Genomic DNA, 14,983 nt, shown 5'->3' with positions numbered 1-14,983 from the left:
CCTACAAACTTTTTAGCATCCAAATATCCATTGCCGTGTGCCCTGCCTCATTTGGGAGAGGCTTTTCTAAGCGTTTAAATCCAAAATGTTCATAGACGGCAACGGCTGCCGATAATTCATTGGCGGTTTCTAGGTATAGTTTCTGATAACCTTCTTTTTTCGCTTCTGCAAAAATTTTTTTGAGAATACGGCTAGAAATCCCTTTGCCTCTTTGGTTTGAAGCAACATATAATTTCTGAAGCTCTGCGATGTCCCTAGAAATAGGAGCAAAACCTCCCGAACCAACGATTTCTCCAGATTCTTCTATCACAAAATAAGCCGCACGGTCAAGATGAGCATAGTAGGCGCTAAGATTATCCAGCTGTGGATCACAATAAGCCGTTCCAGGTTTATCAAGACCAAACTCTTCAAGGGAGGTACGGATAAGCTGAGCCACCGCAGGGTTATCTTGCACCTCAATCGCTCTTAATACCAGCATTTTATCCCTCCAAGTCGCTTAAATACTCATACCTCTCATATTTTTCAAGCAACTGGTCATTCTTGGCATCCAGTTCCTTTTGCAAATCGCTAAGCCTTGTAAAATCACTGCCACAAGTCTGCATCTCCTCTGAAATCTCCGCAATCCGATTTTCCAAAGCCTCAATCTCAGCCTCAATCCCAGCCCACTCCTGCTTCTCAAAGTAGGACATCCGCTTTTTCTCAGCCTTTGGCTTCTCTTCTTTGATGACTTCTTTCTTTTGGGAAATGGCAGAGCTTTCTTGCTCAAAAGCCTTCTCATCGAGATAATCTGTATAGTTCCCAAAAAATTCTCTAATAGAACCATTTTCAAATGCCAAAATCTTATTGGCCACCTTATCCAAGAAATAACGGTCGTGGCTAACGGTGATAACGGGACCAGCAAATCCAGCTAGGAAACCTTCTAAGACAGTCAAGGTTGCAATGTCTAAATCGTTGGTCGGCTCGTCTAGAAGTAAGACATTTGGTTTCTCAATCAAGATTTTAAGGAGATAGAGACGTTTTTTCTCACCGCCTGACAGCTTAGCAATCTGCGTGCCATGTGTCGAACGTGGGAAAAGAAACTGCTCTAGCAATTCAGAAATACTAGTTGTCCCAACCGTTGTCTTAACTTCATCAGCAACCTCTTGCAAATAAGAAATGACACGCTTGCTTTCATCCATATCCTTAAGATTTTGTGAAAAATAGCCGACACGGATGGTCTCACCAATATCTAATTTCCCAGATGTTGGCAGCAAGTCACCGTTAATCAAATTAAGAAGAGTCGATTTCCCAACACCATTATCTCCAATAATACCGATGCGGTCACGGTTTTGAATAATCAGGTTAAAATCAGTTAAAATCGGTTTGTTTGGATATGAAAAGCTCACATCTTCAAAGTTAACCACCTTTTTACCGATACGACTGGTTTCAAAGGTAATTTCCAAATCCTCAGCACTTGTGCCTTGATGTACCTCTTTTTTCAAATCATGGAAACGATTGATACGAGCTTGTTGCTTGGTCGCACGGGCTTGAGGTTGACGTCGCATCCACTCTAATTCTTGTTTGTAGAGTTGCTTTTTCTTATGAAGAGTTGCACTGTCACGCTCGTCCTGTTCAGCACGCAATCGGACATAGTCCTGATAATTTCCTTGGTACTCTGTCAATTGACTATCAGCCAATTCAAAAATACGGGTCGCCACATTGTCCAAGAAATAGCGGTCGTGGGTGATAAAGAGTACCGTTTTTTTACTATTCTTCAAGAAATTGGTCAACCAAGCAATGGTGTCAATATCCAGATGGTTGGTCGGCTCATCCAATAATAACAAATCAGCATCACCAAGGAGAACCTGTGCCAGTTGAACACGGCGTCTCAAGCCACCCGAAAGGTCTCCAACCTTTGTGGTTAAATCCATAATGCCAAGTTTTGAAAGAACCGTCTTAACTTCGCTCTCAATGGTCCAAGCATCAAGACTATCCATTTCTGCCATAACCTTTTCCAAACGGGCTTGGTTTTCCTCAGAATAAGCCAGCATCAGCTGCTCGTATTCACGAATCAGAGCCATTTCACGCAGGTCTGATGACAGTACCGTATCCAAAACACTCTTGCTATCGTCAAACTCAGGTTCCTGAGTCAAATAAGCAATGCTGTAATCATTACTCTTGATAAAGGGAGAAATATCCCCATCGTAGCCAATACGGTCTGAAATCACATCCAATAAGGTTGTCTTACCAGTCCCATTTACCCCAATAATTCCCACACGGTCTAAATCGTGGAGAATAAAGGAAATTTCTTTAAAGACGGTTTTATCTCCAACAGATTTGGTTAATTTTTCAACAATAAAATCAGACATGCTATCTTCCTATTTTCTTTTATGTCATTTAGTCGTTTATCAATCAGCACTTATCTGGTGCTAAAGGTTTTTGGGAGCAAACTTGTCCAGTGGATAACGCTAGACTGAGCTGGATAATGAGAGAGCTGGATAAGTCAAAACCATGAAAATGTGATTTCTACTCCCCTCTTACAGTTGCTCAATAAAGTCAAAAATAGCCTTTTTCTCATTTGCTAAGTCACCGATGACGATTGCTTTTTCAACGGCAGTCAACAATCGTCCCATATCTGGTCCAGGTTTCAGTCCCAATTCTTTGATCAGCATTCCACCGTTAACCACAATTTCGTGCTTATCATGAATCACAAGCTCTTGATCGAGACTCTCAATTTTCGCAAAATCAACAGGCAGACCTTGGGCTTGACGCAGTTCTTCTGCCAATACAATGACCTTTTTACCATAAGCATAAACTTGTTCTTTCGTTAGCTCATTGTTTAGGCGGTAGTTAAACACTTGGACAATGCGCTCGACATCTTTTTGGAAATTAACTGACGTTTTCCATTTTTTGAGGAAATGCTTTGGTTCTCTAATGGCTAGCGCCAATATCAGAGTTGCCCATGCTTGCTCTGAACTGGTAAAGACAAAGTCCTCAGACATCTTATCCAGTAAGCTCTGCCATTTTTCAAACGTATCAGCCAAATCAGGAAGGTACTGGTAGGCTTTTGTCGCTTGGAGTGCTTCAATGCCTTTGCGCCAATGCGGAGCCATCAACAACTTGTCAAATTCAATGAAGGAACGCTCAATGGAAATCTTTTCAAGCAAGGGTGCATGGGTCGTCATCGCCTGAAAGGTTGCCCTCTCAATGTCAAAATTGAGGGTCGCCGCAAAGCGTAATCCTCGCATAATCCTTAGGGCATCCTCATTAAAACGCTCCTCTGGCTGACCAACAGCCCTTAGCAGCTTGTTATCAAGGTCAGTTAAACCATTAAAAAGGTCAATGACTTTGCCATTTTCATCCAAAGCAAACGCATTGACTGTAAAATCACGGCGCTTGAGGTCCTCTTCTAGCGATCTCACAAAGGACACAGATTGTGGGCGACGGTAATCAACATAAACATCTTCGGTACGAAAAGTTGTTATCTCATACTCACCACCATTTTCAAGTACCAAAACCGTTCCGTGTTCAATCCCAATATCAACGGTACGTTCAAAAATCCGCTTCGTTTCTTCAGGATAAGACGATGTGGCGATATCCACATCATGAATGTCACGACCTAACAAGACATCACGCACACTCCCACCCACAAAATAGGCTTCAAACCCTGCTTCTTTAATCTTATTTAATAAGGGTAAAGCCTTCTGAAAGTCAGAAGGCATTGTTTCTAATTTCATGATAATAACTTTTCCAATCCGTAAACAAGTTCTTTGCGCTTGACCACTTCTTTGATGCCCAAATTGACCCCACTCATAAAGGAACTGCGGTCATAAGAATCATGACGAAGCGTCAACCCTTCACCTTGGGCACCAAAAATAACTTCTTGGTGGGCCACAAGACCTGGGAGGCGCACACTATGGATGCGAAAACCGTCAAATTCTGCTCCTCGCGCTCCTTCAATGAGTTCTTCTTCGTCAGCAACACCCTGTGTTTTATAAGAACGTGCCTCACGAATCAATTCTGCAGTTTTTATGGCTGTTCCAGAAGGCGCATCTTTTTTCTTATCATGATGCAGTTCAATGATTTCAAGGTCAGGAAAATATTTGCTGGCTTTAGCTGCAAATTCCATCAGAAGAATTGCACCAATGGCAAAGTTAGGAGCAATGAGACCACCCAGCTTTTTCTCTGCGGATAAGGCGATAAGCTCTGCAATCTGTTCCTCCGTAAAACCCGTGGTCCCAACGACTGGAGCAAATCCCTGTTCCAAGGCAAAGCGAGTATTGTCATAAGCAACTTTTGGCATGGTAAAATCCACCCATACGTCTGCTTGCAAGCCAATCAAGTCTTCCTTGGTAGTAAACACTGGAACGCCATTGACATCTTGTTCGGTCGCAAAAGGATCAAGGAGGCCTACTAATTCAAGTTCCTGATCTTGTGTGACCATATCAACCGCAGTTGATCCCATCTTTCCTTTAAAACCAGCAATAATGACCTTGATTTTCATAAACTCTCCTTCTTTTACAATCGAAAGCAACCTAAGAGACTGGGCAAAAAATATCTCAATCTTCTCTTTTTGATAGAAATAGTAGATTTACCTAGGTAAAATGGCTTTATTAGTCAAAGTGTGGTGTCACACCCAGAGCAATAGCGCCCTCACCCAAATGCGTTCCAATCACAGAACCAAAGGTTGCAATTGAAAGATTTGTTACACCATCTGTTGTTAATTGTTCGTAAAGTGAATTCGCCTTTTCAACCGCATTTCCGTGAATAATCATCACATCGTAAGAACCATCTTCAGACAGTTTCACCATCACATCAATCAAGCGTTTAACAGCCTTTTTCTCTGTTCTAACTTTCTCATAAACAACGATTTTCCCTGTTTCATCAAAATAGAGAATCGGTTTAATTGACAAAAGGTTACCGAGAATAGCAGAGCTATTTGACAAGCGCCCACCTTTGACCAAATGATTGAGGTCATCCACCATGATATAAGCAGACGTCTTCTCAATTTGCTGGTGTAAGCGGTCCATAATGGTTTCAAAGCTCAATCCAGCTTCTGCCCAATTAAGTGCGTTCATCACCATCATTCCTAGTGGAGCAGATGTAATCTTTGTATCCGGAAAAGCAATCGTTAAACCTTCATGTTCTTCAATAAGGTATTGGATATTAGCCCAAAAACCTGAAATACCACTAGACAAGAATAACCCGACAACATGCGTATAGTTTTCATTGGCAAGTTTAAACAATAATTCATCTAACTGCGCAACAGAGGGTTGGCTCGTCATTGGTAGATTTTGCGCAGCCGCCATTTTTTCATAAAACTCTGTAGCAGTTAGGTTAACACCTTCGACATAAGTGTCTCCATCAATCGTTACAGGAATGTCCAAAATAAAGAGATTATCAGCTTTTTTAAATTGTTCTGGGAAAAAGACTGACGAATCCGTAATTACAGCTAATTTCATCTTAAAACTCCAAATTAATACCTGGTCGATCCAAGGCGATTTCAGTGACTTCATAAGTCAAGCGTTTTAACATATCCAAAAGAGGAGCTGCCAAATCTTGAACTTCCTCTTGAGAAAGTTCACTTGGTTCTTGTAAGATACGGTTCAAGATGCGATTTCCTTGTGAAATGACTCCTGAAATCACAAATTCTTCCTTGACAATCATGTACTGTAAGCGAGCAACTAAGACTGTTTCATTAGCCTCTGTATCGCGTTTAATCAACTGAAACGTTACCTCTGCCTTAGACTTTGGAGTGCCGTGTTCTTTCTCCCACTCCAAATTGCGGGCATCGTAGTGAAATTGATTGACAAATTCTTTATCGCGAATAATTTCCATTGTTTTCTCCTTGACGTTATTGTTCCCATTATACCACGAATACTTTGAAAATTAAAGCTCAGAATTTTTTCTGCACGACAATCGCATGAAAGATTTTTAGCAAGAAAGCAAAGTTTTTTGTATTTCAATTTTCGGCTTTTTCAAAAATACGTTTTATTATTGAGCTGTTTTGCTATAGGAAAAGCATTGAGAGTATCTACTTTAAACTGTACTATAATTCGGAAATAACTGTTTCATGCGTTTGTCCTGTTTTTTCTGTGGGTGCTTAGCAACAATCTCTGGATGTACTTCTAGAAGGGCTTTGCCTTTTTCGGTCAAAGCATAGCTTCTCAACTCAAATAGGGCAGATAATTCCTTTTCTGTGTACTGCTCTGCCATTTTGTCATCCAAATCGCTACGCTTAAACTTAGATAGTCCTGCCACTCCTTTGGCTTTTAAAAATTCTTTAAGGTCACCGGCAGGCAAGTGACGTAGGGACTCAAAGGCTGTCTCAATCCGAACGTAGCCCGTCTCAATAAGCATATCCAATTCCTTATCCGCATCGATGCCGTAAGTCGTGTAAAAATACTTATGACGAAATGAAGTCGTCAAAAAAGTTCCAAAAGAGATCCGCCACAAGAGAATGATATGACCTGGTAAAAATCCTTCTACAGTGCGTTCCATCTGACGTTTAGTAATCGGCTTTTTCATTAATTCTTCCTCATATTGAGGCGCAATATAAGGCATCTCAGCATGATCTTTGTAAATGTCTTTAACTAATTTTTCCATAGGGAAAATTATAGCAAAAAGTTTCTAGAATTTCCTCTTTAAAGAATCAGTATTCAGTGTTCTTTCTTTTAAGTGCAGTTAGTAAAAATCTATGAAAAGCTTGTCACAAACCAATTTTTCTCTTGACTTAGACCACCTCTAAAGTGTTAAAATGGTAGCGGATTCAAGAAAGGAGAAAATCTCATGAAAACTCTCAATGTTAAACACGGACCTCAAAACGTTTCTAATATTATCCTAGGTTGCATGCGTATGCCTGCTCTCGATGTTGAAGCAGCTGCTAAAATGATTACAACCGCTGTTGAAAATGGTATTAACTTTTTCGATCACGCTACCTGTTATGGTGATGACGGGGAAGCTGAGCGTCGTTTTGGTGATGCCTTTAAATTAACTGGTATCAAGCGCGAAGACATCATCCTGCAATCAAAAGTTGGCCTCCAATTCGAGCGTAATGAATTTGATTGGACAAAAGAAAATATCTTGTCAAACGTTGACCGTATTTTGGAACGCTTACAGACGGATTATCTTGATGCCCTGCTTCTACACCGTCCTGACTTGATTTTTGAGCCAGAGCAGGTAGCAGAAGCCTTTGATCAACTTTATACTTCTGGAAAATTCTTGCCATAATAAATGCAAGAGGCTGGGCAAGACATCCATGATGGCTCCGCCCTCACTAAGATTATACACCTAGTAAGGGCTTTATGTTTGTTTTCATTATTCTGTGGGTGAGGGCGGAGCCATCATGGATGTCTTGCCCAGCCTCTTTTTTTGATGAAACGACTCACGATTGTTTATACAGTTCGCGTCTTATTTGTTATTAATAATCCTTTCAAACCGCTTCTTTTATTGCTCATCATAATCAATTTTATCCGCATGTTTAGCTGAAGCTGTTTTTGGGATACCGATATTCACTAGGCGCTCATCAAATTCTTCTAGCTCCTGATAAGAATCAGTAAAACGCTCGATTTTATCATTAACATTAGGCTGAGACAAAACCACCTTCTTTCCATCCAGCCAAATAGCATAGTAAAAATGCCCCTGACGATTATTCGTGGATAATCGCCAATGTGAAGCACCATACCAAGCTTCAATTTTTTCAACTTCTTCATAGCGATAGTGCTTTCCAGATAAATTTAGGGACGAATAAAGGATAATGTCTTGCTCAGTCACAACTGTCGTATTGGTCAGATACAAAAAGGTCGATAAAAGTATCAAGATAGGTGATCCAAAACGCAAGTACCAGTTATCAAATAAGTCGTAGACTTTAAAGAAATGAAAGAGCCAATAGCCAATACTAGATACTGTCACGCCAATCATCACAAGCCCCCAAAAACGATTGGATTCATAAAAGAACCAATTTTCTGGAAGAAGATAAGTCGTCACAATAGAGATACCTGAAAAAAACAACAAGGCTAAGATAATCCCTAATAACAGAACAGGCAATAATTTCCACTCTCTCCTATCTTTCTTGGTTACCAGAGATTTTTTCGCTTGACGATTTTTAAAATAACGAGACCATATCCAAGCAATCCAAACAGAGGTCAATAAAAGCGTACTCCATAATGAGTTGACACTGCTGTCAACCAAAACTTCCCTCAACTCTTCAAATTCATCTGCTTCTTTGAAATCAATGATGTCATTGAACTCATCAATTTTAGCAGGATTTCCATAGACCTTTGAAAACTTCTGACAGAGTTGACGACGCTCGAAAACCTTTTCTTCTTCAGCATAGAGGCTCTGAACACGGTCTTCCAAAGCTGCCTGAACCCGTGAATTCTCTTGTGTCAGCAGCTCTGCTATGTCACTAAGTGAAAAACCAAAATAGCGAAAAATTTTGATTTTTTTCAAGGTTTGAACATTAGCTTCAGAGTAATCACGATAAGTGTTATTCGCATTTCTCGCAACTTCAAGCAGGCCTTTTTCTTCATAGAAACGGATGGTCTTACTTGACAATCCCGTCAACTTTTCTACATCTTTAATCTGCATAAGAACTCCTTTCTATCTTTGTTATACACCATCCACCTAGGGGAGAGTCAAGGATTTTTTTGATATTTTTGAAAAAACCAAGCTCATATGAACTTGGTTACCTGATATTTTTACAATTGTTCTGCTACTGCATTTAGGAGATTTTGGATACCAGACGCATCGCTACCACCTGCCATGGCCATATCTGGTTTACCACCACCGCGACCTGATACAAGCGGCGCAATTTCCTTAATCACATTACCAGCATGGACCTCTTTAGACTTGCTTGCCACAAGGACATTGACTTTCTCACCGATACTTGCCACAAGAACAAGGACATCTGAGTAATCTTTTTGCTTCCAGTTGTCCGCGAAGGTACGAAGGGCACCTGCGTCAGCCACCTCAACTTGTGTCGCAATGTAGCGGACACCGTTAGCTTCTTTAACATCTTTGAAGACATCACCAGCCTGTGCTGCGGCTGCTTTTTCTTTCAACTCAGCGTTTTCTTTTTGCAAATGGCGGAGCTCCTCAGCAAGAGCCGTTACCTTAGTTGGTACTTGATCCATTTGTGGCACTTTAAGGGTTTGTGCCACAGCTTTAAGCGCATCTTCACGGTCACGGAAGGCTTCAAAGGCTTGTTGACCTGTTACCGCAAGGATACGACGAGTCCCTGAACCAATACCTTCTTCTTTGACAATCTTGAAGAGACCGATTTCAGCAGTGTTTGACAAGTGTGTACCACCACAAAGCTCGATAGAGTAATCCCCGATTTGAACCACACGAACCACTTTACCGTATTTCTCACCAAAGAGCGCCATCGCTCCCATTTCTTTGGCTGTCTCAACATCTGTCTCAGTCGTCACAACTGGTAGAGCTTCCCAGATTTTTTCATTGACTTGTGTCTCGATGGCACGGAGTTCTTCAGCTGTCACTGCTTCAAAGTGCGTGAAGTCAAAACGAAGGAAGCCTTCTTCATTCAATGAACCAGCCTGAGTCGCGTGTTCACCGATGATACGGTGAAGCGCAGCATGAAGCAAGTGTGTCGCTGTGTGATTTTTCTCAACACTGTTACGACGAGCAATGTCAATAGAAAGTGTGTAGCTTGTGCCAACAGAAAGGCTTGCCAAAACTTCTACCGTGTGTAATGGCTGACCATTTGGCGCTTTTTGCACATCTACGACACGCGCAACAGTATCACCCTTATCATTTTTCACCACACCGTGGTCAGCAACCTGCCCACCCATTTCAGCATAGAATGGTGTTTGGTCAAAGACGAGGAGAGCTTGACCTTCAGATACAGCTTCAGTACGCTCGTTATCTGCAATGATAACAGACAAGCTTGCCTCAAGTTCTGTTGCTTCATAGACAAATGTTGAAGGCTCAGTGATACCTGCGAGGGTTTCATTTTGCATACCCATCGAACCACCTTTGACAACAGCAGCACGCGCACGGTCTTGTTGCTCTTTCATGGCTGCTTTGAACCCATCATGGTCAATTTTGTAGCCAGCATCTTCTGCCAACTCTTCTGTCAATTCAACTGGGAATCCGTAAGTATCGTAAAGTTTAAAGATATCTTTTCCTTCAAGCGTATCTTTGCCAGCTGCTTTCAAATCAGCCAATAACTCTTCAAGGTGACCTGAACCAGCATCAATCGTGCGGGCAAAAGTCTCTTCTTCACGTTTAACGATTTTCTCAATAAAGTCACGTTTTTCAAGCACTTCTGGGTAATAGCTTTCCATGATTTGACCAACGATTTGAACCAATTTGTAAAGGAAAGTCTCTGTGATCCCCAAGCGGCGACCGTGCATAACAGCACGACGAAGGAGACGACGAAGGACATAACCACGGCCTTCATTTCCTGGAAGGGCACCATCACCAATGGCAAAGCTAAGCGCACGAATGTGGTCAGCAATGACCTTAAAGCTCATGTTATCGCCATCTTGGTCATAAGTTTTACCAGACAATTTCTCCACTTCACGAATAATTGGCATAAAGAGGTCTGTCTCAAAGTTGGTTTTAGCCCCTTGGAAAATCGCTGCTAAACGCTCTAAACCTGCGCCCGTATCAATGTTTTTGTTAGGTAATTCTTTGTATTCTGAACGTGGAACAGCTGGATCAGCATTAAATTGTGACAACACGATGTTCCAGATCTCGATGTAACGATCATTTTCAATATCTTCTTCCAACAAGCGAATACCAATGTTTTCTGGGTCAAAAGCTTCACCACGGTCAAAGAAGATTTCCGTATCTGGACCTGAAGGACCAGCACCGATTTCCCAGAAGTTATCTTCCAGCGGAATCAAGTGACTTGGCTCAACTCCCAAAGCAATCCAGCGGTTGTAGGAATCCGTATCATCTGGATAGTAAGTCATGTAGAGCTTGTCTTTTGGAAAAGCAAACCAGTCCTCACTTGTCAACAACTCAAAGCCCCACTCAATGGCTTCGTCACGGAAATAGTCTCCGATAGAGAAGTTTCCAAGCATCTCAAACATGGTGTGGTGACGTGCTGTCTTACCAACATTTTCAATATCATTGGTACGGATTGATTTTTGTGCATTGGTAATGCGTGGATTTTCAGGAATCACAGACCCATCAAAATACTTTTTAAGTGTCGCAACCCCAGAGTTAATCCAAAGAAGGGTTGGGTCGTTGACTGGCACAAGATTAGCCGAAGGCTCAACAGAGTGACCCTTTGACTTCCAGAAATCCAACCACATTTGACGAATCTGAGCAGAAGATAATTGTTTCATAAAATAAGATACCAAGAGCGTTAAGAAAGCGAGAGAAAAATAGGAGACCAACGCCGTGTGCTTGCACACAAGGCGGTCTATCTTTTTTCCGATGCTTTTAGCTCGGGTTCAGTTAATTTCCCTAACTGAACTTTCCTTTCATATATTTTTTATTTTGAAGAATAGAAAACCTGATGAAGACACTGGCGTCTAGGAAGTATTCGTCTTTTTGACACAGTCCGTAGCCCGAGTTCTATTTTGCTGAACTCGGATTTAACACCCTACCTTTCATTTAATTTAGTAGGTTTAGGGCAGGTTTAGCTTGACCGAACCTTTCCTTTCATAATGTGTCCATCTGTTTCATTTCACAGATATAGGCTACAATTATTTAACAAAAGAAAACAACAAAGCCAGTAAACGGAGGGCGATTTTACCGCGGTACCACCTCCATTCAATGACCTTGTCATCCTCATTTGTATTCCATTATGAGACTTAGTAGCAAGATAAGGTCATTTTAGTGGCTCACAGCAACCGCCACCTTTCTGAAAAAATATTACCTTATCCATTCTAAATCTTATTTTTGAGTAGTAGCTTCTGAGCTTTCTGTTTCGCTAGCTGTCATTGTTTCACTAACTGTTGTCGTTTCACCTGTCGCTGCATACTGTGACAAGATTGAGGCAAAGCTATCATCTTTGATTTTGACGTTTGATTTTTCAAGAGCCGCAGCGATAATTTTATTTTGGAAAGTGACATCTGCCTTTTTCTCTGCTAGGTAAGTCTCTTTCAGACGGTCTTTATAAGTTTTCCAATCTGCAGATTTTTCAGTTTTAGCAGTCACTTTAACAATATAGTAGCTTGTCGTGTAGTTAGTAGTGTTGACAACAGGAATAACTTCTGATACTGCACCTTTTTCAAGACTTGCTGCAGCTGTCACTACTTCTGTAGGAACATCTTTGGCAGCTGAGTCAAACTTGTACTCCACTTTTTCATCTAGGGATTTATCAGTAGCAATCTTCGTAAAATCAGCACCTTCAGCTTTTACCTCTGCTAAAACACTATTAGCAGTGTCTTGGTTATCCAAGCGGATAAACTCAGCTGTCATTTCTGGTGTGTAAGCCTTGTAAAGTTCCTTGTAGCTATCATCTGTCAGCTCTTTTTCAGCCGCTGCTTTAATGGCATAGTCTAGTAACATTTGCACACGAACTTGTTGCTTATAGGTTTTTTCGGTCATGCCATTCATGGCTAAGACTTGTTGGAAAGAAGTCCCATAGTTTTTAACTTCTTTATCGTAGGCTTCGTCAGTCTCTTTTTGACTAACGTTATCACCGTATTGCTCTTCTAAGACTCTATCCAAGATAAGTGTCAACATGGCACTTTGTGCACCTTGTGTTGATTTAACTTGGTCGTAAAAATCAGTTACGGTAATGTAGTCACCTTTCATCGTCACTAATTTGCTGTCTGTACTTGTCTTGCTCGTACATGCAACCAATGTTGCTACTGACATTAAGGTCACAAGACCTGTAGCGAATTTTTTCTTCATGTTTATAAAATACCATGAGTGCCAAACCGTTCAAATGCTATTTGACATCGGAAAAACAGAACCTTGCTCTGCCTTTTCCCAAAACACTCATTCCTTCTCTATAATTTCATTAACTTTTTTATTATATCATATTTTCTAAAAAATAACTTAATCAAGTTTAATATGCTCTGCATTTTTGCGTAACATCAACAGGCCATCACTAAGTGGAATGAGGCTAGCTGTTAAATCTGGGTGGTTCAATGTCTGTTCAAATAGACGATGTAAACCACGGTAAATGGTTCTTTGCCCACGACGAACTTCTTGAATCGGCTTTGCAATATCGCCCCCTTGGAAAATATCATCAAAAATGATGACACCACCAACTTTCAGGCGCTTGAGAACTTCAGGCAAAAAGACAACATATTTGGACTTTGCTGAATCCATGAATACAAAGTCATAGGTTTCCTCTAAAGTGCCCAACATGTCTACCGCATCCCCTTCAACTAAGGTAATTTGCTGACGCGTGTCATATTTTGCAAAATTTTCCTTTGCAAAAGCTATCATCTCTTCATTGCGATCAATCGTTGTGATTTTAGCATTTGGAGCATATTCTGCCATCAAAAGAGCAGAGAAACCGATTGCTGTCCCGATTTCAAGGATATTTTTCGGTTGCAAGGTCTGCATAAGCAAACGAAAATAAGCGACAACTTCATGCTGAATAATCGGGATATTTTCTTGACGAGCAAAAGCTTCTAGCTCAGCTAGATGGCCTTCGTTTTGTTTTTGCTTTGTCCGCATGTAATGGACAACATCCTCTTTTACAACTGGACGTCGCATATTGTGATTTGCATTTTTTGAATATGATTTTACCATAGGCTCTATTATATAAAAAATCTCTAGTCAGTGCTAGAGATTTTTACTTTATTTTTGTTTATTAAGAATATGTTTCAACCAAATAGCAACAACCAAGGCTAAGGCGTAACAAACCATGAAGACTAACAAGGTAACTGTGTAACTGTCCGTCGCTTCAAATGTCACTGACAATAACATGGGACCTACTAAAGCTGCCATCGCCCAAGCTGTCAAACTGTATCCGTGAAGCGCAGCTAATTCTTTTGCCCCAAAAATATCACTGAGATAAGGTGGAATAAGGCTAAAACCTGCCCCATAGCAAGTCATTAATGCCGCCATTGCCATCGTGAACATTAGCGGTGTCCTAAATAAGATGAGACTAAAAGCCATTAAAATATTAACCACAAGCAAAATGATAAAAGTCAAGGGACGCCCAATATAATCAGAAATCCATGCCCAGATCAGACGCCCAAAGCCATTAAAAATTCCCATAAGTCCCACAACAACTGCTGCTGCTTCTGGAGACATTCCCGTTAAATCCTGAGCCATCGGAGCAATCACTGAAATGATTCCTAGACCGCAAGCAATGTTGATAAATAAGATCATCCAAAGAATGTAAAATTCTCTTGTTTTCAGAGCGTCATTGGCAGTCATGCCTACTGTTAAATCTGCTTTTTTAGCGTCTTTAGCATTAGCAGCGAGTCGTTTAGATTCTTCTTGAGTTGGTCTTTTAATCAATTGAGAAACTGTTATCATCACCACAAAATATAAGCCACCTAACAAATAGAAAGTATTGACCAGACCTTGCGTCTCAATGAGATACTGAGCAACAGGGCTTGTTAACAAAGAAGCAAAGCCAAATCCCATAATAGCAAGTCCAGTAGCCAAACCTCTCTTATCAGGAAACCATTTAATAATTGTCGACACTGGTGTAATATAGCCCGCACCTAAACCAAGACCACCTAAAATGCCATAACCGAGATAAAGTAACCATAATTCTTCTTGAGCAATAGCATAGCCAGTCAAAACATTTCCAAGGGAATAAAGGACTGCTGAAATCGAACCTGTTACGCGAGGTCCAAATTTTTCAACCAGCCGTCCCATAAAGGCAGCTGATAAGCCTAAGCAGAAAATTGCTAGAGAAAAGGCAAACGCTATTGACGATAAGCTCCATCCTGTTTCACTGACAATTGGATTGCGGTACACGCTCCAAGCATAGGTAGAACCTAACATCAAGTGAAGCAAGACCCCACATACAGCCACAACATATCGATTTGTTTTTTTCACAAAAACCTCCATCAACTAAAAAAAGAGTTAAGAACAATATAGCCTAACT

At 40.9% G+C, this 14,983-nt stretch carries 12 protein-coding genes and 1 pseudogene; 1 reads left to right on the top strand and 12 read right to left on the bottom strand.

Features of this window, described 5'->3' with window-relative positions; translation table 11 throughout:
- Position 1: 1 nt before the first annotated feature.
- The 7 genes from EAF07_RS03500 to EAF07_RS03470 form a co-directional block, all read right to left on the bottom strand.
- Entirely contained in the window at positions 2-475 is a 474-nt protein-coding gene (locus EAF07_RS03500; RefSeq protein ID WP_121834973.1) for a GNAT family N-acetyltransferase, read from the bottom strand.
- 4 nt (positions 476-479) lie between these two features.
- Positions 480-2,348: an ABC-F family ATP-binding cassette domain-containing protein gene (locus EAF07_RS03495; RefSeq protein WP_121834907.1), complete on the bottom strand. Its 1,869-nt coding sequence runs from the start codon at positions 2,346-2,348 to the stop codon at positions 480-482.
- 168 nt (positions 2,349-2,516) lie between these two features.
- On the bottom strand, positions 2,517-3,716 hold the full coding sequence (locus tag EAF07_RS03490) for a CCA tRNA nucleotidyltransferase (RefSeq protein ID WP_121834906.1): 1,200 nt from the start codon (positions 3,714-3,716) through the stop codon (positions 2,517-2,519).
- Complete coding sequence (gene dapB / locus EAF07_RS03485) at positions 3,713-4,483, bottom strand: 4-hydroxy-tetrahydrodipicolinate reductase (protein ID WP_121834905.1); 771 nt, start codon at positions 4,481-4,483, stop codon at positions 3,713-3,715. The genes EAF07_RS03490 and dapB overlap by 4 nt, the downstream gene beginning before the upstream one ends.
- A gap of 109 nt (positions 4,484-4,592) precedes the next feature.
- Positions 4,593-5,441, bottom strand: a complete 849-nt coding sequence (locus EAF07_RS03480) for a DegV family protein (RefSeq protein ID WP_121834904.1) — start codon at positions 5,439-5,441, stop codon at positions 4,593-4,595.
- 1 nt (position 5,442) lies between these two features.
- The gene (locus EAF07_RS03475) at positions 5,443-5,817 is read right to left on the bottom strand and encodes a DUF1149 family protein (protein ID WP_121834903.1); all 375 of its coding nucleotides are present in this window, start codon (positions 5,815-5,817) and stop codon (positions 5,443-5,445) included.
- 201 nt (positions 5,818-6,018) lie between these two features.
- Complete coding sequence (locus tag EAF07_RS03470) at positions 6,019-6,585, bottom strand: hypothetical protein (protein ID WP_121834902.1); 567 nt, start codon at positions 6,583-6,585, stop codon at positions 6,019-6,021.
- 183 nt (positions 6,586-6,768) lie between these two features.
- On the opposite strand from EAF07_RS03470, the pseudogene EAF07_RS03465 reads away from it, so the two are divergent.
- A pseudogene (locus EAF07_RS03465) lies at positions 6,769-7,197 on the top strand (aldo/keto reductase); the annotation flags it as partial.
- A 228-nt stretch (positions 7,198-7,425) separates the two neighbouring features.
- Here the strand turns inward: EAF07_RS03465 and EAF07_RS03460 are convergent.
- From EAF07_RS03460 to EAF07_RS03440, 5 genes are all read right to left on the bottom strand, one after another.
- Positions 7,426-8,568 (bottom strand): MerR family transcriptional regulator, encoded by a 1,143-nt coding sequence (locus EAF07_RS03460; RefSeq protein WP_121834900.1) that lies wholly within the window; start codon positions 8,566-8,568, stop codon positions 7,426-7,428.
- A gap of 110 nt (positions 8,569-8,678) precedes the next feature.
- The gene (alaS, locus tag EAF07_RS03455) at positions 8,679-11,297 is read right to left on the bottom strand and encodes an alanine--tRNA ligase (protein WP_121834899.1); all 2,619 of its coding nucleotides are present in this window, start codon (positions 11,295-11,297) and stop codon (positions 8,679-8,681) included.
- Positions 11,298-11,850: 553 nt separating this feature from the next.
- Entirely contained in the window at positions 11,851-12,822 is a 972-nt protein-coding gene (locus EAF07_RS03450; protein ID WP_183121649.1) for a peptidyl-prolyl cis-trans isomerase, read from the bottom strand.
- A gap of 141 nt (positions 12,823-12,963) precedes the next feature.
- The gene (locus tag EAF07_RS03445; protein WP_121834897.1) at positions 12,964-13,668 is read right to left on the bottom strand and encodes an O-methyltransferase; all 705 of its coding nucleotides are present in this window, start codon (positions 13,666-13,668) and stop codon (positions 12,964-12,966) included.
- Between the two features lie 48 nt (positions 13,669-13,716).
- Positions 13,717-14,934 (bottom strand): L-lactate MFS transporter, encoded by a 1,218-nt coding sequence (locus EAF07_RS03440; RefSeq protein WP_121834896.1) that lies wholly within the window; start codon positions 14,932-14,934, stop codon positions 13,717-13,719.
- Between the last annotated feature and the right edge of the window lie 49 nt (positions 14,935-14,983).

It is taken from the genome of Streptococcus hillyeri (genome assembly GCF_003686955.1).
In the GTDB taxonomy this organism is placed as follows: domain Bacteria; phylum Bacillota; class Bacilli; order Lactobacillales; family Streptococcaceae; genus Streptococcus; species Streptococcus hillyeri.
The sequence above is the reverse complement of the archived record's forward strand: the minus strand, read 5'-3'. Positions and strand labels throughout refer to the sequence as shown.